Origin of the sequence: Pseudomonas frederiksbergensis (assembly GCF_000802155.2) — a bacterium.
Lineage (GTDB): Bacteria > Pseudomonadota > Gammaproteobacteria > Pseudomonadales > Pseudomonadaceae > Aquipseudomonas > Aquipseudomonas frederiksbergensis_A.
Genome location: NZ_JQGJ02000004.1, coordinates 530,864 through 551,246, shown reverse-complemented (window position 1 = coordinate 551,246; position 20,383 = coordinate 530,864). Strand labels below are relative to the sequence as shown.

At 62.2% G+C, this 20,383-nt stretch carries 17 protein-coding genes and 1 pseudogene; 9 read left to right on the top strand and 9 right to left on the bottom strand.

Translation table 11 applies throughout. From position 1 onward, the window contains the following. The first annotated feature begins 76 nt into the window (after window positions 1–76). The 3 genes from JZ00_RS11090 to JZ00_RS11080 all read left to right on the top strand — a co-directional run bounded on the left by JZ00_RS11090 (window position 77) and on the right by JZ00_RS11080 (window position 2,964). The gene (locus JZ00_RS11090; RefSeq protein WP_039589287.1) at window positions 77–286 is read left to right on the top strand and encodes a DUF2970 domain-containing protein; all 210 of its coding nucleotides are present in this window, start codon (window positions 77–79) and stop codon (window positions 284–286) included. Window positions 287–827: 541 nt separating this feature from the next. Then, the gene (locus JZ00_RS11085; RefSeq protein ID WP_039589285.1) at window positions 828–2,486 is read left to right on the top strand and encodes a nitrite/sulfite reductase; all 1,659 of its coding nucleotides are present in this window, start codon (window positions 828–830) and stop codon (window positions 2,484–2,486) included. Next, window positions 2,470–2,964, top strand: a complete 495-nt coding sequence (locus tag JZ00_RS11080; RefSeq protein WP_030137966.1) for a DUF934 domain-containing protein — start codon at window positions 2,470–2,472, stop codon at window positions 2,962–2,964. Before JZ00_RS11085 ends, JZ00_RS11080 begins: the two co-directional genes overlap by 17 nt. Window positions 2,965–3,068: 104 nt before the next feature. Here the strand turns inward: JZ00_RS11080 and sohB are convergent. Beyond that, window positions 3,069–4,099: pseudogene (gene sohB / locus JZ00_RS11075) on the bottom strand (protease SohB). Window positions 4,100–4,325: 226 nt separating this feature from the next. Between sohB and JZ00_RS11070 the strand changes: the two are divergent. The 3 genes from JZ00_RS11070 to JZ00_RS11060 all read left to right on the top strand — a co-directional run bounded on the left by JZ00_RS11070 (window position 4,326) and on the right by JZ00_RS11060 (window position 6,377). Then, window positions 4,326–5,036: a histidine phosphatase family protein gene (locus tag JZ00_RS11070; RefSeq protein WP_039589282.1), complete on the top strand. Its 711-nt coding sequence runs from the start codon at window positions 4,326–4,328 to the stop codon at window positions 5,034–5,036. A 52-nt stretch (window positions 5,037–5,088) separates the two neighbouring features. After that, complete coding sequence (locus JZ00_RS11065) at window positions 5,089–5,406, top strand: SCP2 sterol-binding domain-containing protein (protein ID WP_007959502.1); 318 nt, start codon at window positions 5,089–5,091, stop codon at window positions 5,404–5,406. A gap of 107 nt (window positions 5,407–5,513) precedes the next feature. Continuing rightward, window positions 5,514–6,377 carry a LysR family transcriptional regulator gene (locus JZ00_RS11060; protein ID WP_039589279.1) on the top strand — a complete coding sequence of 288 codons (864 nt, stop codon included), beginning with the start codon at window positions 5,514–5,516 and terminating at the stop codon, window positions 6,375–6,377. Between the two features lie 81 nt (window positions 6,378–6,458). Here JZ00_RS11060 and JZ00_RS31915 read toward each other — a convergent pair whose 3' ends face one another. Continuing rightward, complete coding sequence (locus JZ00_RS31915; protein WP_412177668.1) at window positions 6,459–6,881, bottom strand: YdcH family protein; 423 nt, start codon at window positions 6,879–6,881, stop codon at window positions 6,459–6,461. A 27-nt stretch (window positions 6,882–6,908) separates the two neighbouring features. Between JZ00_RS31915 and JZ00_RS11050 the strand changes: the two genes are divergently transcribed. Beyond that, window positions 6,909–7,430, top strand: a complete 522-nt coding sequence (locus tag JZ00_RS11050) for a DUF4142 domain-containing protein (protein ID WP_039589271.1) — start codon at window positions 6,909–6,911, stop codon at window positions 7,428–7,430. 43 nt (window positions 7,431–7,473) lie between these two features. Here JZ00_RS11050 and JZ00_RS11045 read toward each other — a convergent pair whose 3' ends face one another. From JZ00_RS11045 to JZ00_RS11015, 7 genes are all read right to left on the bottom strand, one after another. Continuing rightward, window positions 7,474–7,740, bottom strand: a complete 267-nt coding sequence (locus tag JZ00_RS11045) for a hypothetical protein (protein WP_039589269.1) — start codon at window positions 7,738–7,740, stop codon at window positions 7,474–7,476. Between the two features lie 95 nt (window positions 7,741–7,835). Next, window positions 7,836–9,947, bottom strand: coding sequence for an ATP-binding protein (locus JZ00_RS11040; protein ID WP_039589266.1), 2,112 nt, complete (start codon window positions 9,945–9,947; stop codon window positions 7,836–7,838). A gap of 161 nt (window positions 9,948–10,108) precedes the next feature. Next, window positions 10,109–13,207 (bottom strand): error-prone DNA polymerase, encoded by a 3,099-nt coding sequence (locus JZ00_RS11035; RefSeq protein WP_162488964.1) that lies wholly within the window; start codon window positions 13,205–13,207, stop codon window positions 10,109–10,111. Beyond that, on the bottom strand, window positions 13,183–14,604 hold the full coding sequence (locus JZ00_RS11030; RefSeq protein WP_039589264.1) for a Y-family DNA polymerase: 1,422 nt from the start codon (window positions 14,602–14,604) through the stop codon (window positions 13,183–13,185). Before JZ00_RS11030 ends, JZ00_RS11035 begins: the two co-directional genes overlap by 25 nt. Before the next feature lie 7 nt (window positions 14,605–14,611). Beyond that, entirely contained in the window at window positions 14,612–15,235 is a 624-nt protein-coding gene (imuA, locus tag JZ00_RS11025; protein ID WP_039589262.1) for a translesion DNA synthesis-associated protein ImuA, read from the bottom strand. Further along, window positions 15,235–15,852 carry a transcriptional repressor LexA gene (lexA, locus tag JZ00_RS11020; protein WP_039589261.1) on the bottom strand — a complete coding sequence of 206 codons (618 nt, stop codon included), beginning with the start codon at window positions 15,850–15,852 and terminating at the stop codon, window positions 15,235–15,237. Before lexA ends, imuA begins: the two co-directional genes overlap by 1 nt. A gap of 108 nt (window positions 15,853–15,960) precedes the next feature. Beyond that, window positions 15,961–16,845: a LysR family transcriptional regulator gene (locus JZ00_RS11015; protein ID WP_039589260.1), complete on the bottom strand. Its 885-nt coding sequence runs from the start codon at window positions 16,843–16,845 to the stop codon at window positions 15,961–15,963. 131 nt (window positions 16,846–16,976) lie between these two features. Between JZ00_RS11015 and JZ00_RS11010 the strand changes: the two genes are divergently transcribed. Both JZ00_RS11010 and JZ00_RS11005 read left to right on the top strand, forming a co-directional pair. Further along, the gene (locus tag JZ00_RS11010) at window positions 16,977–18,620 is read left to right on the top strand and encodes a GMC family oxidoreductase (protein ID WP_039589258.1); all 1,644 of its coding nucleotides are present in this window, start codon (window positions 16,977–16,979) and stop codon (window positions 18,618–18,620) included. 140 nt (window positions 18,621–18,760) lie between these two features. Beyond that, window positions 18,761–20,383: an MFS transporter gene (locus JZ00_RS11005; RefSeq protein ID WP_039589256.1), complete on the top strand. Its 1,623-nt coding sequence runs from the start codon at window positions 18,761–18,763 to the stop codon at window positions 20,381–20,383.

The window sequence follows — 20,383 nt, the reverse complement described above, 5'->3', positions numbered from 1 at the left end:
CGCAGCCTTGGCGCGCTGCGATCTTTTTCCATGGGTTGTCTATGCTTGTCCCAAACCCATGGCAGACGAGGGATTTATGGACGACAACAAACCGCCAACGCTGTTGCAGATGATGCACAGCGTGCTTGCCGCCGCGTTCGGTGTGCAGAGCGGCAAGAACCGCGCCCGGGATTTCACCCATGGCAAGCCGAGTCACTTCGTGATCCTTGGCATCGTGTTCACGGTGATCTTCGCCCTGACGCTGTTTGGCATCGTCAAGCTGGTGGTGCATCTGGCGGGGTTGTAGCTCTATCTACCTGCGACACAACCTTGTGGGAGCGGGCTTGCTCGCGAAAACGGTGTGTCAGTCACTGTCGATGTTGACTGAAACACCGTTTTCGCGAGCAAGCCCGCTCCCACATTGGGATTGCGTTGACGACAAATTATTGATGACTGACCCAGAACACTGCGGTGCCCACCACCAGGATAATCAGGAACAGAATGGCCCAGGCATCAACAGTGCTGTCGCTTTTCCTTGCTTTGGTCGGATTGCTCATTGCATCGCCTCTTGTCGGTTTTGTAGGTGATTGCATAGGGACTCGTCCACAGTTAAGACGATGATTGCCCGCACGACAAATGTGGGTTAGGCAATAATCAATCTCATTAGTCGATTTGGTTCTTTACATATACTCAAACATCACTTTTGCGCATAACCCAAAACAGGTATCTTGCACCGGCTCCCCTAGGAGTGCGCGGCCGTGCGCGCAGAATTGCCGAGGCAGAACCCGATTCCAGCGAGCCAACATGCAGCTGTTTCTGATCGGCCCAAGCCTGAGACCGAGACTTATATGTACGTATATGACGAGTACGATCAGCGGATCATCGAGGACCGCGTCAAGCAGTTCCGTGATCAGACCCGACGCTATCTGGCAGGCGAGCTGAGCGAAGAAGAGTTCCGCCCTCTGCGCTTGCAGAATGGCCTGTATATCCAGCGCTTCGCGCCGATGCTGCGCGTGGCCGTGCCTTATGGCCAACTGACCTCGCGCCAGGTGCGCAAGCTGGCCCAGATTGCCCGCGACTATGACAAGGGCTACGCCCACATCAGTACCCGGCAGAACGTCCAGTACAACTGGCCGGCCCTGGAAGATGTCCCTGAGATCCTGGCCGAACTGGCCACCGTGCAGATGCACGCGATTCAGACCAGCGGCAACTGCCTGCGCAACGTCACCACCGACCAGTTTGCCGGCGTCGCGGCCGACGAGCTGATCGATCCACGTCCATGGTGCGAAATCGTTCGTCAATGGACGACGTTCCACCCCGAATTTGCCTATCTGCCGCGCAAGTTCAAGATCGCCATCAACGGATCGAGCTCGGACCGCGCGGCCATCGAAGTCCATGACATCGGCCTGGAGACGGTCTACAACGCCGCCGGCGAGCTGGGCTTCCGTGTGCTGGTGGGCGGCGGCCTGGGCCGTACACCGGTGGTCGGCGCGTTCATCAACGAATTCCTGCCGTGGCAGGACTTGCTCAGTTACCTCGACGCCATCCTGCGGGTGTACAACCGTTATGGCCGTCGCGACAACAAGTACAAGGCGCGGATCAAGATCCTGGTCAAGGCCCTGACGCCTGAAGTGTTCGCCGAGAAGGTCGAGGCCGAGATGGTCCACCTGCGTGGCGGCCAGACCACCCTGACCGAAGCCGAAGTGCATCGTGTCGCCAAGCACTTCGTCGATCCAGCCTATAAGGCCCTGGACAACCAGGACGGCGAACTGGCTGCCCTCGACAAGGAACACCCGGGTTTCGCCCGCTGGCGTACTCGCAACACCCTCAAGCACAAGAAGCCGGGCTACGTTGCGGTGACCCTGTCGCTGAAACCAACCGGCGTTGCGCCTGGCGACATCACCGACAAGCAACTGGACGCCGTGGCCGACCTGGCCGAGCGCTACAGCTTCGGCCAACTGCGCACCTCCCACGAGCAGAACATCATCCTGGCGGACGTTGAACAGAGCCAGTTGTTCACCCTGTGGGGCGAGCTGCGCGAACAAGGCTTTGCCACGCCGAACATCGGCCTGCTGACCGACATGATCTGCTGCCCGGGTGGCGACTTCTGCTCCCTGGCGAACGCCAAGTCGATCCCGATCGCCGAATCGATCCAGCGCCGTTTCGACGACTTGGACTACCTGTTCGACATCGGCGAACTGGACCTGAACATTTCCGGGTGCATGAACGCCTGTGGCCACCACCACGTCGGCCACATCGGCATCCTCGGCGTGGACAAGAAAGGCGAAGAGTTCTACCAGGTCTCCCTCGGCGGCAGCGGCAGCCGCGACGCCAGCCTGGGCAAGATCCTCGGCCCATCGTTTGCCCAGGATGACATGCCGGACGTGATCGAGAAGCTGATCGACGTGTACATCGAACAACGTACCGAAGACGAGCGTTTCATCGACACTTATCAACGTATCGGCATCGACCTCTTCAAGGAACGCGTCTATGCAGCGAATCATTAAGAACAACGAAGTCATCGACGAGACCTGGCACCTGCTGCCCAAGGACGCGACTCTCGATGGCATTTCCAACTGCGACGATCTGATCGTGCCCCTGGCCCTCTGGCGCGATCACGCCCACGCCCTCAAGGCCCGCGACGGCGGCCTGGGTGTGTGGCTGGACGCCGACGAGGAAGCGGAAGAAATCGGTGATGACGCCAACCAGCTCCAAGTCATCGCCCTGAACTTCCCGGCCTTCACCGATGGGCGCAGCTACTCCAATGCCCGCCTGTTGCGTGAACGCTATGGTTTCAAGGGTGAATTGCGCGCCATTGGCGACGTGCTGCGCGACCAGTTGTTCTACATGCGCCGTTGCGGGTTCGACGCCTTTGCCCTGCGTGCCGACAAGGACCCGTACGAAGCCCTTGAAAGCCTCAAGGATTTCTCGGTGACTTATCAGGCCGCCACTGACGAGCCGCTGCCGCTGTTTCGTCGTCGCTGAAACCTGATGCATGAAAAAGCCCTGGACCGGGTGACCGGTCCAGGGCTTTTTTTGTGAGCAAGCCCACCTCGAATCCATTGTGGGCGCCAGCACTTTCTGGCTAGTTACCAGAACCGCTGCTGGGTCAAACGGCTCCACCAATTGAGCAACACCCGATCCACCGAACCGCTCGCTGCCATGCCGATGCGCTCCTGCAGGCTTTTGCGCTCGGCATAGTGCAGGTGATAAAGCTCGGCGCCCTTGGCTCGTTCGGCCAGGTATTCATCGCTGGTCTTGAGCTCGTCTACCAGGCGCTTTTCCAGCGCGGCAACACCGAGCCAGACTTCGCCGGTGGCCACTTCGTCGATTGCCAGTTGCGGACGGTAAGTGGCGACGAAGTTCTTGAACAGCTCATGGGTGATGTCCAGGTCTTCCTGGAATTTCTCCCGGCCCTTCTCGGTATTCTCGCCAAACACCGTCAAGGTGCGTTTGTACTCGCCAGCGGTCAGCACTTCGAAATCGATGTCGTGTTTCTTCAGCAGGCGGTTGACGTTGGGCAACTGGGCCACGACGCCGATGGAGCCGAGAATGGCGAACGGGGCGCTGATGATCTTCTCGCCGATGCACGCCATCATGTAGCCGCCGCTGGCCGCCACCTTGTCGATGCACACCGTCAACGGCACGCCAGCCTGGCGGATCCGCGCCAGTTGCGACGAGGCCAGGCCGTAGCTGTGGACCATGCCGCCACCGCTTTCCAGGCGCAGGACCACTTCGTCCTTCGGGGTCGCCAGGGTCAGCAGCGCCGTGATTTCGTGGCGCAGGCTTTCGGTGGCGGATGCCTTGATGTCACCGTCGAAATCCAGCACGAAGACCCGGGACTTGGCCGCCGGTTTGTCCTTTTGTTTTTCTCGGCTTTTTCCGCCTTGCCTTGGCTCTTGCGCAGGGCCTTGAGCTGGTCCTTGTCCAGCAGGGTCTGCTCCAGGCGCTCACGCAGTCCTTTATAGAAGTCGTTGAGCTTGCTGACTTGCAACTGCCCCACCGACTTGCGCCGCCCCTTGCTGCGCAGCGCAGCGAAACTGGCCATGACCACCAGGATGGCAATCACCAATGTCACCGTCTTGGCCAGGAAACCGGCGTATTCGACAAAAAACTCCACAGCGACTCCTTAAATGCAATGCGCCACTGAACGCAGGCGCGTAACGCTGCCAGCATACCCATGCGCCTGCCCTGCTGCCAGCCATGAAATCTGTGGTTACGTTCGCTTGGACACGCCACGATAAGGCTGTAACGAGCATTTCAAACAAGCGTATGTTTTTTCATTGACAGGCCACCGCCATCCTCATAACCTCGCCAAACCTTCAACGTACCGGGATGACGCGGACGTGGGCAGCATTTATCTGATTCGACATGGCCAGGCCTCCTTTGGTGCGGATGACTACGATGTCCTTTCGCCCAATGGCATTCGCCAGGCGCAAGTGCTGGGCAGTCACCTGGCGGAACTGGGTGTCGTGTTCGATCGCTGCCTCTCGGGTGACCTGCGTCGCCAGCAAGACACCGCCACCGGCGCGCTGGGCCAGATGACTACCGCCGGCCTGCCGGTTCCCGAACTGGAAATCGACGCTGCCTTCAACGAATTCGATGCTGACGCGGTGATCCGCGCCCTGCTGCCGGACATGCTGTCCCAGGAGCCCGAAGCTCTCGACATCTTGCGCAACGCCGCGCAGAACCGCGCCGAATTCCAACGCATCTTCGCCCTGATCGTCGAGCGCTGGCTCAGCGGTCGATACGACCCACCGGGCCTCGAAAGCTGGCTGGGTTTCGTCGAGCGAGTCCAGGCTGGCCTGCACCGCATCCTCGACAATGCCGACAAGACCCACAAGATCGCCGTGTTCACGTCCGGCGGGACCATCACCGCCCTGCTCCACCTGATTACCCAGATGCCCGCCAGACAGGCCTTCGAGCTGAACTGGCAGATCGTCAACACCTCGCTCAACCAACTGAAATTCAGGGGGCGCGAGGTGGCCCTGGCTTCCTTCAACAGTCATGCCCACCTGCAGCTGTTGAAGACCCCGGACCTCATCACCTTCCGCTGAGTCCGGTTCGCTGTAGACCCTTGCTGTATCACCCCGAATAAGGATCGAAACCATGACCTCCGTAGCCGACGCCGTAAAAGCCATGCAAGCCAAGTTCAACCCAGCCGCCGCTGCCGGCCTGGACCTGGTATTCGGTTTCAACATCACCGACGAAGACAAGCAGTATGCCCTGATCGTCAAGGACGGCACTTGCGACATTCAAGAAGGCGAGAATCCAGACGCCAACTGCACGCTGGTCCTGGACAGCGAGACCCTCAAGGGCATCGTCAGCGGCGAAACCGACGGCATGCAGGCGTTCATGGGCGGCAAGCTGCGGGTTGAAGGCGACATGATGCTGTCGATGAAACTGTCCGAGCTGTTCCCAGCCTGAGATCGGGTCCGAATCCTGGCTGTACCCAAATCCCGCCCTCGTGGCGGGATTTTTTGTTTCTCGCCTGAAACTCTTACAATGCACGTTCCATCCGCCTCGGCCTGAATATGGACATCGACCTCGCCCGTACCTTTCTGGAAATAGTTCGCCATGGCAGCCTTGCCGCTGCGGCGGAAAAACTGCATGTCACCCAGACGGCGATCACCGCCCGGGTACAGAAGCTCGAAAGTCAACTCGGCTGCGCGTTGTTCGTGCGCAACCGCGCCGGCGCACGACTGACCACCGATGGCGAAGCCTTCGTGGTCTATGCCAACCAGCTCGTGCAGACCTGGGAAGCCGCCCGTCGCGACCTGCCATTGCCCGAGGGCTATCGCAACGTCTTGCATCTTGGTGGCGAGGTCAGCTTGTGCAATCCGTTGATGCTTGCCTGGGCCGGGGAGCTGCGCCAGAAGATCCCCGGCCATGCCCTGCGCATGGACATCCGCGACGGCGAGAAACTGTTGCAGCAATTGGAATTGGGGCTGCTGGATGCCGCGGTGGTGTATCAGCCCGAGTATTGGCCGAGGCTGCAAGTCGAGCAATTGCTGGAAGAAAAGCTGATCCTGGTGCGCCTGGCCGCTCGCCCCGAGCCCTATGTCTACATCGACTGGAGCGCCGACTTCCGACGGCAGCACGACACGGCACTGCCGGACAAGGCCAAGGCCGCCGTGACGTTCAATCTTGGCCCCCTGGCGTTGCAGTACATCCTGGAAAACGGCGGCAGCGGTTATTTCCGCACCCGGGTCGTGCAGAGCTACCTGGACAGCGGCATCCTGGAGCGAGTGGCCAAGGCGCCGGAATTCAATTACCCCACTTATCTGGTGTATTCCAGGGACCGGGATTCGGCAGCATTGCAGCAGGCATTCGAAGTCCTGCGGGACATCGTCAAGACCGGCAGCGACTGGTCCCAGCGCTGGGATCCGCTGGGCTGATGAGTTCGGGTGGGGCCGCCTCGCGGCCCAACGGGAGCAAGCTCCCTCACCCCAAAAACGCTTGGCAGATGGCCGTTACGGCTAATTCTGCATCAGCGCGGCGATCTGGTCCTTGACCTGCAGCCGTTCCTTCTTGAGCGTCTCCAGAGCGGCGTCGGACAGCACAGCGGGTGGTTTCTCGGCCTTTACCACCTCGGCATCAAGCTTGGCGTATTTTTTGATCAGCGCGTCGAGACTCTCGTCCTCGCGGCGTTTTTTCAGGATGTCTTCTTCTGTGCACTTCAGATCCTGGCAGAGATCATGGGACACCGGCATGGAGCACCTCCTTAGTGAGTTCGACGGCACGCGCTTTTCGGGGCGCTGCCTGTCAGCAGCATGGCCTTGCCGGTCGGGTTCTGTCGACCGCCAATCCGACCAGCGGTGACCGTTCGTCGTGCCACGACGCGCTCCGATCAAACCTTCCGCCGCGCTTTCCCCTCCATTGATCAGTACCACGAGAATCACCTGTATAACCTGTGTGGAGACTGACCTATGGACAGATTTACCCTGCGTCAACTCGGCCTGGCTGTTGCCCTGAGTAGCAGCATGGGCATGGCATGGGCCGCGACGTCCAACGACTTTGTCGACAACGCGGCGGCCGGCGGCATTGCGGAAATCGAAACCAGCAAGATGGCGCTGCAAAAAAGCCAATCGGCGGACATCAAGGAGTTCGCCAACAAGATGATTGCCGATCACACCAAAGCCAACGAAGAGTTGAAGGCACTGGCGCAAAAACATGACATCGAAGTGCCTGACGACACCACGTTGATGAAAAAAGCCAAGGCCAAGATTCTCGACGTGCGGGACGAGTCCTTCGATCCGGCCTACGCCAACAACCAGGTGATGGCCCACGAAGAAACCATCGCCCTGTTCAAGAAAGAAGCAGAGACCGTCACGGACGACAAAAAACCTGGCAGTACTGAGCTGAAAGCCTTTGCCCAGAAAATGCTGCCGGATTTACAGCAACACTTGGAGATGGCCAAGAAACTTCAAGCGGCCCACCCGAGTAAATAACGCCATATAGGAAAGCCCGACTATCGAGTCGGGCTTTTTGTTATCAGCTATCAGCCGTATCAATATCAGCATCAGTCTTGTCACCGGGCCCGGCCCGATCCGGCTCCGGCTTGAAACCCGGGCTATAGGTATTGTCATTATCCTGATGGTGATTCTTCTGATCGACCTCATGGGCAGCACTATGAGCCTCGTGCGCTCCAGCCGGGCCGGCGGGCTGGCTACCCGACACTTGAGGGTCGACGGCCGGATCGTTACGCGAGGACGGGTTTTGCGTCTGGCCTTGTTGCTGGGTATTTGCAGGATCGCTCATTGGACACCTCATTCATGACAAGGCCGGAGAGTGATCGGCCCTGGTCATTCGAAGGCAGAACAGCGGCTTGGGTTCCATTTTTTACAACCCCGGACTCAATTGCCCAGCACCGAACTGATCATTCGCACCAAGGCATCCGGGCTGTAGGGTTTGCTCAGCAGGTGCGTATCGGGGCTCAACTGATGGTTGCGCGAAATGATGTCGCGGGTGTGCCCCGACGTGAACAATACCGGCACCGGCGGGGTCTGCATCTTGGCCCAGGCCGCCAGGTCGGAACTCTTGATCAGGCCGGGCATGACCACGTCGGTAAAGATCAGGTCCACCGAAACGCCGTCGAGCAGCAGTTTCATGGCCTCGTCGCCGTTGGCGGCGGTTAGCGTCCGATAGCCGAACTGCTCCAGCAACTCCACCGAGGCGCCGCGCACCTCATCGTTATCCTCGACCACCAGGATGGTTTCCTCGAGGCCTGGCTGAAGCTCGCGGGGGTGCGTCTGTTCCGGAGCTTCGGGCTTGTGGCTGCGGGGAAAATACATATGCACTTGAGTGCCTTCACCCGGGAGGCTGGAAATTTCGATATGCCCGCCGCTCTGCTTGACGAACCCGAACACCATGCTCAATCCAAGCCCCGTGCCTTGGCCGTCGGTCTTGGTGGTGAAAAACGGCTCGAATACCTGGTTCAGGACTTCGGGAGCCATTCCAACGCCACGATCGACCACCGAAAGTCGCACGTAATCCCCCGCTGCAACCCCTTTGCCGGCGCAGGACGATTCGTCCAAGGCAATGTTTTCCCCCAGCATGCTGATGACCCCTTCGCCCCCCATGGCGTCGCGCGCATTGATCGCCAGGTTCAGCAAGGCATTTTCCAACTGGTTGCGATCGACGTGGATGCACCACGGCTCAGGGGGCAACGACACCTCGATGCGGATGGTTTCGCCCAGCGCCCGCTGCAACAATTCACCCAGGCCATCATAGATGCGCCGGGGATTGTAGACCGCCGGGGACAACGGCTGGCGACGAGCAAAAGCCAGTAACTGCGACGACAGCTTGGCGCCCCGCTCCACGGCTTCAATGGATGCGCCGACCCGCCGTTGCACGTTGGGATTGTCAGGCTCATGGCGAGCCAGCAAATGCAGGTGGCCGGCGATCACTTGGAGCAGGTTGTTGAAATCATGGGCGACGCCTCCGGTGAGACCGCCGATGGCTTCGAGCTTCTGCGATTGGCGCAACTGCTCCTCTGCCGCCAACCGTGCCTGTACCTCATTGGCAACGCGTTGTTCCAGGTCGCGGGTGAATTTGAGCAGCGACGCTTCGGCGGTCTTGCGCTCGTTGATGTCGATCAGCACACCCGGAAAACGCAGGGGCTTGCCCAATGCATCGAACTCGCATCGACCACTGGCCAACACCCAAAGGTAATCGCTTTCGCCGCGGCGCAAACGATATTCGGCGGTGTAGGGAGCACCCGTGCGCACGGTCAAGTCGACCCGTTGTTCGACGTCGTCGATGTCATCGGGATGAATTCGCTGCCGAGCGATGTCGATGGGCAGTGCGTCCAGCGGGCATTCGGGCGGATAACCAAACGTACGGGCGAAACGATCGTCGCCCGACAGTGTGTCGGTGGCGATATCCCAGACGAACGACCCTAGCAACGGCCCGGCCGAAAGCGCCAGCTGGATACGCTCGTTGACCGCTCGATAGCTGCGCTCGGCCTCTTGCCGGGCCCGCTCGCTCAGCACCAGCTCGGTGGTTTCTACCACGATCGCCAGAACGCCCGCGGGCGATTGGTCATCGTCGGGCACCGGGCTGTAGTAGAGGTCCATCCAGACGTCTTCAGGCTTGCCGTCGCGCAGCAGCACCAGCTCCTTGTTGCGGTAGGACAAGGTGCCGCCAGCCAGGCACACGTCCAGCACGTGGCGGTTGAATTCGGCGACTTCCGGCCATCCCAGCTCCACCGCGCTCCCCAGCAGGTAGGGATGGCGACCGCCAGCGAATTCGGCATAGGCGTCGTTATAAATCATGAAGCCTTGGCGGTCCCACAACATGACCATCGGCAATGGCGAAGCGAGCATCAGCTGGACTGCGCTGCGCAGGCTGGCGGACCAGTGCTCGATCGCACCCAACTCTGTGCGACTCCAGTCGTAGGCACGGATTCGCCGGGCCATTTCTCCGTCCCAACCGGGACACCCGTTACTCTGGGATAAGAACTTCATGGAACGTCTCTCACCTCAAGCTACCAGCAGGGAAGCGGCATACCACAAGTCCCTTGTGCTAGTGCTTCGAGCGCGGGGTTGGCAATTGGTTTCATGTTGAAATCCTTGCGCCGATTCCTGTGGTGAGGGAGCAAGCTCCCTCACCACAGGGTTCGGGGTGTCTAGCGGAAATCCCGACTGCGCACATGGATGCCCGCCAGCAACTCGCTCAGGTCGCTCAGGCGTCCGGCGATCAGGTGGCGGACCTCGCCGACACTCTCCCAGCGCCCATCCACCCTGAGCAATTGCGACCCTACCAGGACCTTGCGCTGGCGTTCGGCCAAATCACGCCAGACCACCACGTTGAGATTGCCGAATTCGTCTTCCAAAGTGACAAAGGTCACGCCACTGGCCGTGCCCGGGCGTTGGCGACCGGTGACCAGCCCGGCGACGCTGACGTTGCGGCCATGTTCGACAGCCTGCAGTTCCCGCGAGCTGCGGCAGCGCCGGGCACGCAATTCGGAACGCAGCAGCGCCAACGGATGAGGCCCCAACGTCGTGCCCACGGTGGCGTAGTCGGCGAACAGGTTTTCCCCGACTGTGGGCGTCGGCAAGGCCACGGGCGGTTCCTCCTGGCTGGGCAGCCCTGCGAACAGGCCCAGCTGTTTTTCCACCCCGGCGATTTCCCAGCGGGCGCGATGGCGGTCGCCGGCCAGGCCGCGCAAAGCGTCGGCGTCCGCCAGTTGTTCCAGGGCACGGGCATCGAGTCGCGCGCGCTCACCCAGGTCGGCTACATCGATGAAAAGCCGCTGCCTGCGTGCCGCCTCGATACGCCGGGCATCGTCCTCGCGAAAACCCTTGATCAGGCGCAAGCCCATGCGAATCGCCGGTTGCCGGCCTTCCATCGGTTCCAGGCTGCATTCCCAATCACTGGCTCGCACGTCCACCGGACGGATCTGCAACTGATGCCGGCGGGCATCCTGGAGGATCTGGTCCGGGCTGTAGAAACCCATGGGCCAGCTATTGATCAGCGCGCAGGCGAACGCCGCCGGCTCGTGGCATTTGAGCCAACTGCTGGCGTAGGTCAGCAAGGCAAAACTGGCGGCGTGGGACTCAGGAAAACCGTAGTTGCCAAAGCCCTTGATCTGTTCGAAGAGCTGCGCGGCATATTCAGGTTTGTACCCTTTGGCCTCCATGCCATCGGCCAATCTTTTCTTGTGCGGTTCAAGCCCGCCGTGGCGCTTCCAGGCGGCCATGGATCGGCGCAACTGGTCCGCTTCGCCCGGGCTGTAGCCGGCGGCGACGATGGCGATCTGCATGACCTGTTCCTGGAACAGCGGAATGCCCAAGGTACGGCCCAGCACCTCTTTCAATTCCGGCGACGGATAAGTGATCTTCTCTTCCCCATTCCGTCGCCGCAGGTAAGGGTGCACCATCCCGCCCTGGATCGGTCCCGGCCGCACGATCGCCACCTCGATCACCAGGTCGTAATATTCCTTGGGCTTGAGCCGAGGCAACATCGCCATCTGCGCCCGGGATTCGATCTGGAACACACCGATGGTATCGGCGCGGCTGATCATCTCGAAGGTGGCCCGATCATCCTTGGGCAACGACGCCAGGGTATGGCGCACGCCCCGGTAATGCGCGATCAGGTCGAAGCAACGGCGGATCGCGCTGAGCATGCCCAGGGCCAGGATGTCCACCTTGAGCAGCCCGACCGCATCGAGGTCGTCCTTGTCCCACTGGATGATGGTGCGCTCGGCCATCGCGGCGTTTTCCACCGGCACCAGGGTGTCGAGCGGCTGCTGGGAAATCACGAAGCCGCCGGGGTGCTGGGACAGGTGCCGGGGAAAGCCGATCAGTTGCTGGGTCAGGCTCAGCACCCGGCGCAACACCGGGCTCTGCGGGTCGAAGCCGCCCTCGCGCAAACGCTCCACCGGCGGCGCTTCATCGCTCCAGCGCCCGCAGCAATCGGCCAGCGCATTGACCTGGTCCGGCGGCAGGCCCAGGGCCTTGGCGACGTCGCGCACCGCCCCGGCACCGTGGTAGCTGCTGACCACCGCCGTCAACGCCGCGCGATGCCGACCGTAGCGCTGGAACACGTACTGGAGGACTTCTTCACGACGCTCGTGTTCGAAATCGACGTCGATGTCCGGCGGTTCATTGCGCTCGCGGGACAGGAAGCGTTCAAACAGCATGTCCGTCTGGGCCGGGTCGATTTCGGTGATGCCCAAGGCGTAGCACACCGCCGAGTTGGCTGCCGAGCCCCGGCCCTGGCAAAGAATGTGGCGACTGCGGGCAAAACTGACGATGTCCTGCACGGTGAGGAAATAACTGTCGTAGCCCAGTTCGGCAATCAGCTCCAGTTCCTTGTCGATCTGCGCGCGCACCTTTTCTGTCACGCCCTCCTTCCAGCGTTCACGCAAACCGCGCTCGGTCAGTTCCCGCAGCCAGGACGCAGGATCATGGCCCTCGGGCACCAGCTCGCGGGGGTATTCATAGCGCAACTGACCGAGGTCGAACGTGCAGCGCCGGGCGATCTTCAAGGTTTCATCGAGCAAGGCGCGGGGATAGAGACCGGCCAGTGCCTCAAGGCTACGCAAGTGGCGCTCGCCGTTGGGGTGCAGGCGCTGGCCGGCCTCGGCGACGGTGACGTGGTGGCGGATGGCGGTCATGGTGTCCTGCAAGGCGCGGCGGCCCCGCACATGCATGTGCACATCGCCCGTGGCGACGGCCGGCAGGCCCAAGCGTTCGGCCAATGCGAGCAAGTCCGCCAGCCGCCGTCGGTCGTCTTGCCCGCAATGCAGCTGCACGGACAACCAGAGTCTTGCGTTGAACACCTGTCGGAGCCAGCGCCCTTGCGCCTCGGGCTCCTTGCCATCGGGCACCCACAACGCGAGCAGCCCTGGCAGCGGCTCGTCGAAGTCTTCCCGGACGATGCGATAACGGCCTTTCTCGCTGCGGCGCCGGGCGCGGGTGATCAGTCGACACAAGGCTTGGTAGCCCTCAAGGTTCTCCACCAACAACACCAGCTTCGGACCGTCCTCGACCTGGATCTCGCTGCCGACGATCAACTGCAGCTCCAGTTCCCTGGCCGCCTGCCAGGCCCGGACGATGCCGGCCAGGGTGCATTCATCGGTGATCGCCAGGGCCCGATAACCCTGCTGCCTGGCGCGACGGCACAGTTCCAACGCACTGGAGGCGCCGCGCTGGAAACTGAAGTTCGACAGGCAATGCAGCTCGGCATATTCGACATTCATGCGAACCAGCCTTGCAGCCACAACGGCCCGCCCTCGCCCACCGGCCGATAGGCCCAGCCGCGTTGGCCGGCGCGGGTTTCGACCAGGTAGTAATCACGCCGTACATCAGCCCCGTCCCACCAGCCGGATTCGATGCGCTCCGGGCCCATGAGAATTCGCACTTGGCCCTCGGGCAGCGCCTGGGGCTCGCCGAGCAGCCAGCCGGGACGCTGGATATCATCGCGCAGCGGGCACGCCTGTTGTTGCGGCTGGGGTTTCATCTGCCAAGCGCATTCGGGTCGATGATCATCGCCAAACCCCAGCCCTTGCACGGCTTCATCCCCCAGGCGCGCCCGCAGCCGTTCGCGCAGTTGCTCCCACGGCAAGGACTGCTGGGGACGTTCATCGAACAATTCCAGGCGCTGGGGCACGAAGCTCGGCAGGTCTTCGGCACACAAGCGAAAACCGCGTACCGGAGCCTCGACCTGCACCTGTTCGAGACGGCCACGGGCCAGCTCGAACAACATCGAAGCATCCCGCTCGGCGCTGAGCAGGCCGACCTTGATGATCGTGTCCGGCAAACCGGCATGCTCCAGGTGCAAGTCGAAACGCTGCACGCCGCTGTCGCGTCCGCACAGGTAGGTCGACAGATCGCCGGTCAACCGGCGCAGCGGAAACAGCAATGCCTGGTGGGACTGCACGTCATAGTTGAGTTCGATGCGCACATCGAAACGGTCCGGGGGCAGGTAGAACGACAGCGCCAGGGTACGGCTGCCCACCAGCGCGTCGAGGTGCTTGAGCATGCCGGCTTCGAAACGCCGCGCCAAGGTGTGCCGGGGCAAGGCCTGGACTTGGCTGAGCTGGCGAAGGCCCATGCGCGACAAGGCCGTGGCAACCTCGGGTGCCAGGCCGACCCGGTCCACTGGCATTTGCCCAAGGTACGCTTGCAAGGTCTCGTTATCGGGTACCACCAGGGCGTCGTAGGCATTGGCCAGCATCCGCGCCGCCACGGGATTGGGGGCGGCGACGATGCGATGGCGAAAGCCCAGTTCAGTCAGTTCGGCCCGCAAACGCGCCTCGAATACCGGCCACGGCCCGAACAGCCCCAGGCTCGATTCGATTTCAAACAGCACTGTGCGCGGGTAATGCACGCTGACCTGGGAGCTGAAGCGGTAGGCCCACGCCGCGAGGAATTGTTGCCAGTATTGGATTTGCGTCGCGTCGTACTCGGCAGTGGCGAACCCTTTACTCAAGGCCTGGGCGGCGGTCATGCTCTGGCCGGGGCGCAGGCCCAGGGCGCGGGCCGGTTCGTTGACCGCTTGCAGCACCCGGCGCTGGGCCGGACCGGTCAGCAGCGCCAGGGGCGCGTCGGGATCGGGGCGCTGGCGCAGCGCGGCGTCCAGCGCCAATTGCGGGAAAAGGATACAGACCCAGCGCATCGCAACCTCAATGCCCTGCGTACGCGGGAAACGCAATCGGCGCCGAACGCGCCAGCCCGCCCCGGGACTTGAGCACCCGCAATTGCGCGGGCCGGGCATCGATGGCGATGCGCAAGGCCGCCGGGGACGGGTTGATGGCTTCCTGGAGCGAGCGCCAGGCGAACGCCAGGGTCTGGCCGGTTTCCGCGGCGACCTGCAAACGGCGCAAGGCTCGGTCATCCGCCTGGCGCGGCCAGCACAACACCGCGCCGCAACTGCCCGAACGCAGGCATTGCTCGGTGGCCCACAAGGCTTCCCGTGGATCGGCCTGGATGATCGACAACTGGCGCAAGTCCACCCCGGCATTTCGCCAGGCCTGGGGATAGGGCACGAACGGTGGCGCCACCAGCACGATCCGCTCCCCCGCCGCCGACAACCGCGCCAGGGTCGGCCACACCAGTTGCAACTCACCCACGCCCGGCGCGCCTATGAGGATTTCCGTCAGCGCCGCTTCCGGCCAGCCACCACTGGGCAATGCTGCGTCCAGCGCCGCATGACCGGTGGGTTGTGGACTGGCGGCCGGTGGCGCAGGCCGGCCCTTCCAGACCTGGCCGCCATTGAACAGCGTGTCCAGCGCAACGACGGCCCCCATCAGCCTTGCCTCACCAGGCCACAGAACACGCCTTCTATCGCCAGGTCCTGGTCGGCTTCGACGATGATCGGCTGATAGGCCGGGTTGCGGGGCAGCAGGCGTACGCGCTCGCCGACGCGCTCGAAACGCTTGATGGTCACCTCACCGTCCAGGCGCGCCACGACGATCTGCCCGTTGGCGGCCTGGGGCGTACGTTGCACGCCCACCAGGTCGCCGTCGAGGATACCGTCCTCGATCATCGAGTCGCCTTGGACGCGCAACAGGTAATCCGGCGCCTTGGTGAAAATCGCAGGGTCCAGCAACAGGCGGCTGTGGACCTCCGCATCGGCGCCAATCGGCCGGCCGGCGGCCACCCGCCCCAGTACCGGTACGTCCAGCAGCTCGGGGCGCGGCGGCTGGTTCAACAGCCGAATGCCTCGGGCCTGGTGCGGATTGACCTCGATGAAACCGGCCTCGGTGAGCGCCAGCACATGCTTGCGCGCTACGCTGCGAGAGGCGAAACCAAACGCCTCGCTGATTTCTGCAAGGCTGGGAGGCTGGCCCTGCTCGGCGATGCGTTCGCGAATAAAGGTCAGGATGGCGCTACGGCGGGGAGTGAGAGTCGTCATGGAGTACATTTGTACTCCTGTCGGTTTTTTCTGACAAGCGCCGCCAGTCAGTTCACAACCGCTTATGGTTTCGCCCTTGCGCGCTCAATGCTGGTTTCTTTGGGAGCCGTGGCGTGATCAGGGCAGCAACAATCCCTGCTCGCGCTCGCACAACTGCACAACGTAATCCCACAGCACGCGCAGCCGCACTGATTTATGCAGTTCGCGGCGGGTGCTGATCCAGTAGCTGCGGCAGATGGTTTCGTCCGGCAACAGCGGCACCAGCGTCGGGTCGCCGCTGGCCATGTAGCACGGCAGCACGGCGATCCCCAGGCCCGAGCGCGCGGCCTGTTGCTGGGCGATGACGCTGGTGCTGTGGAACACGACGCGGGGCTTTCGGCAAAAACTGTTCAGGAACATCAGCTCCTGGCTGAACAACAGGTCATCGACGTAGCCGATCCAGGCATGACGGGCCAGGTCCTCGCGGCTGCGCAAGGGGGGTGAGCGATCCAGGTAGGCCTGGCTCGCATAGAGCGCCAGGCTGTAGTCGGTGAGCTTGCGCGTCACCAGCAGGTCGGCCGCGGGACGTTCGAGGTGAATGCTGATTTCCGCTTCGCGGTTGAGGATGCTGACGAATCGCGGCACCGCCACCAACTCCACCTCCAGCCCTGGATAGCGCTGGAACAACCCGTCCATGCGACTGGCCAGGAACATGATGCCCAGCCCTTCCGTCACCCCCAGTCGGATCTTCCCCAAGGGTGCGCTGGATTGGGTGATGTCCTCCTGGGCCAGCAGCGCGACGTTTTCCATGGCCTCGGCATGCTTGAGCAGCGTCTCGCCGGCTGGGGTCAGCTCATAGCCCTGGGCATGCTGGACAAACAGCGCGGTGCCGAGGCTTTTCTCGATGGCCTCGATGTGCCGGGCCACCGTGGCATGTGTGGTGTTCAGGCGCCGTGCAGCCGTCAATAGACGCCCGCTGCGTTGCAATTCCAGGAAATAGCGCAGGTCATTCCAATCGAACATGGGGCGATCCTTGAACGCGCCTGACGGCAGTGGTGTTTATAAACGCACAGCAGCTGCGCAAAAACTAACATTCTTTTGACGAAAACTAACAACTAGGATGGATCTCACAAAAACAAGAAATGAGGTCGCGAATGCAACCTGTCGTCGATGAATACGATTACGTGATCGTGGGCGCCGGCCCTGCCGGGTGCTTGCTGGCCAATCGGCTTTCGGCCGACCCGCAACACCGGGTGCTGCTGCTCGAAGCCGGCGGGCGCGACAACTACCCGTGGATTCACATTCCGGTCGGCTACCTGTTCTGCATCGGCAACCCGCGCACCGACTGGTGCTTCAAGACCGAGGCACAACCGGGCCTGCAAGGGCGTGCCCTGAGCTATCCGCGCGGCAAGGTATTGGGCGGCTGCTCGTCGATCAACGGCATGATCTACATGCGCGGCCAAGCTGCGGACTATGACGGCTGGGCCGCGGAAGGCAATTGTGGCTGGGCCTGGGACGACGTGCTGCCACTGTTCAGGCAGAGCGAAAACCACTTCGCGGGGGACTCCGAACTCCACGGCGCGGCCGGCGAATGGCGAGTCGAACGCCAGCGCCTGTCATGGCCGATCCTTGATGCCTTTCGCACCGCCGCCGAGCAGAGCGGCATCCCCAGCATCGACGACTTCAACGGTGGCGACAACGAAGGCTGCGGCTATTTCCAGGTCAACCAGAAGGCCGGGGTGCGCTGGAACGCGGCAAAGGCCTTCCTCAAGCCGATTCGCAATCGCTCCAACCTGACGGTAATGACCGACGTCGAAGTGGACCGCCTGCTGTTGCGCGATGACCGCGCCGACGCCGTCAGCGCTCGCTGGCAAGGTCAGACAATGCGCTTCAAGGCCCGCAAGGAAATCGTCCTGTGCGCCGGTGCCATCGGTTCTCCCGGCATATTGCAGCGCTCCGGGATCGGCCCGCGCAGCCTGCTGCAACGCTTGGGTATCGGCGTGGTACACGAGTTGCCGGGCGTGGGCGGCAACCTGCAGGATCACCTGCAACTGCGGCTGATCTATCAACTGGAAAACGCCCGCACCCTGAACCAGATTGCCGGCACGCTGCTGGGCAAGATGGGCATGGGCCTGCGCTATCTGTATGACCGCAGTGGCCCGCTGTCCATGGCCCCCAGCCAACTCGGCGCGTTCGCCCGCTCGGGACCGGAACAGACCTCGGCCAACCTCGAGTATCACGTGCAGCCATTGTCCCTGGAGCGTTTCGGCGAACCGCTGCACAGCTTCCCGGCGTTCACCGCCTCGGTGTGCGATTTACGCCCGATGAGCCGCGGTCGCGTGGACATTCGTTCGGCCGATCCGGCTGAAGCGCCGTTGATCCAGCCCAATTACCTGAGCCACCCGGAAGACTTGCGGGTCGCCGCCGATGCCATTCGCCTGACCCGACGGATCGTCGCCTCCCCGGCCCTCAGTGCCTTCAAACCGGTGGAATACCTGCCCGGCCCGAGCCTGCAAACCGAAGAAGAACTGCACCAGGCCGCCGCCCGCATCGGCACGACGATTTTCCACCCGGTGGGCACCTGCCGCATGGGCCAGGACGGCGATGCGGTGGTGGATGCGCAACTGCGCGTGCACGGCATCAAGGGCCTGCGCATCGCCGATGCCTCGATCATGCCGCGCATCACCTCGGGCAACACCTGCTCGCCAACGTTGATGATTGCCGAGAAGGCGGCGCGAATGATCCTCGAGCCCGCCATGACGAGCATCACGCTGCAAAAGGAGCCCGCCACGGTCTGAAAAGACAGAAAGAACCCTGGTGGTAGCGAGCCTGCTCCCACAGGCGCATGAGTCGATTCAAGGAAAGTGTGTCATATCAGGAGACGCCCACCCGGCGTCGCAGTGGAACAACAAAAACAATCACTGTGAGGGATACCGCTATGTCCGAGCATGTTCAGACCCTGGAAGCCACGCGCAGCGCCGGCACCAGCCAGGAAACCCAGAAAGTCATATTCGCCTCGTCCCTGGGGACGGTGTTCGAGTGGTACGACTTTTTTCTCTATGGCGCCCTGGCGGCGGTGATCAGCAAACAGTTCTTTGCCGGGGTCAACGACACCACCGCGTTCATTTTCGCCCTGATGGCCTTCGCCGCCGGTTTCATCGTGCGGCCGTTCGGTGCGCTGGTGTTCGGTCGGTTGGGGGACATGATCGGGCGCAAGTACACGTTCCTGGCCACCATCGTGCTCATGGGCCTGGCGACGTTCTGCGTCGGCCTGCTGCCCAACTACGCCAGCATCGGCATTGCCGCGCCGATCATCCTGGTGGTGTTGCGCATGCTCCAGGGCCTGGCCCTGGGCGGTGAATACGGCGGCGCGGCGACCTATGTGGCCGAGCACGCGCCGATGGGCAAGCGCGGCTTCCATACCAGTTGGATTCAGTCCACCGCCACCCTCGGGCTGTTGCTGTCGCTGCTGGTGGTGCTCGGTTGCCGCTACTTCACCGGCGATCAATTCGAGGTCTGGGGCTGGCGCATTCCGTTCCTGCTGTCGATCCTGCTGCTGGGCATTTCCACCTGGATTCGCCTGAGCCTGCACGAGTCGCCCGCCTTCCTGAAAATGAAAGAAGAAGGCAAGTGCTGCAAGGCGCCGATCCGTGAATCGTTCGGCAAATGGGAAAACCTGAAAGTGGTGCTGATCGCGCTGTTCAGCATCAACGCCGGGCAAGCGGTAACCTTCTATGCCGCGCAATTCTACGTGCTGTTTTTCCTCACCCAGTTCCTCAAGATGGACCCGGCCCTCGCCAATAGCCTGCTGATCGTGAGCGTGGTGATCGGTGCGCCATTCTTCATTTTCTTCGGCTGGCTGTCGGACAAGGTCGGGCGCAAACCGGTGCTGATGATCGGCCTGTTATTGGCGACGGCGTTGTATTTTCCGATCTTCAAGACCCTCGCCCACTACGCCAACCCGGCCATCGACCTGGCAAGCCGCCAGGCGCCGATCAGCGTGATCGCCGACCCGGCCACCTGCACCTTCCAGTTCGACCCGGTGGGCAAGGCGCGCTTCGACAGCCCCTGCGACAAGGTCAAGACCTTCCTGGTCAAGCAAGGCCTGCCCTACAGTAGCGTCGCGGCACCGGCCGGCAGCACCGTGCAGGTCAGCATCGGTGACGTGAAGCTCGAAGGCTACGACGAAGCCGCCCTGCGCGGCGCGGTAACGTTGGCCGGCTATCCGCAACAAGCCGACGCCCAGCAGATCAACCGGCCGATGATCGTGGCCTTGATCGTCGCGCTGATCATCATCTCGGCGATGTGCTACGGCCCGCTCGCGGCGCTGATGGTCGAGCTGTTTCCAACCAGGATCCGCTACACGTCGATGTCATTGCCGTATCACATCGGCAATGGCTGGTTCGGCGGTTTCCTGCCTACGGTGTCGTTTGCCCTGGTGGTCTACACCGGAGACATCTTCTACGGGCTGTGGTACCCGGTAGTGATCACCGGCGTGAGCCTGGTGGTCGGGATGATCTGCCTGCGGGAAACCCGCAACGTGGACCTGGACACTAACTGA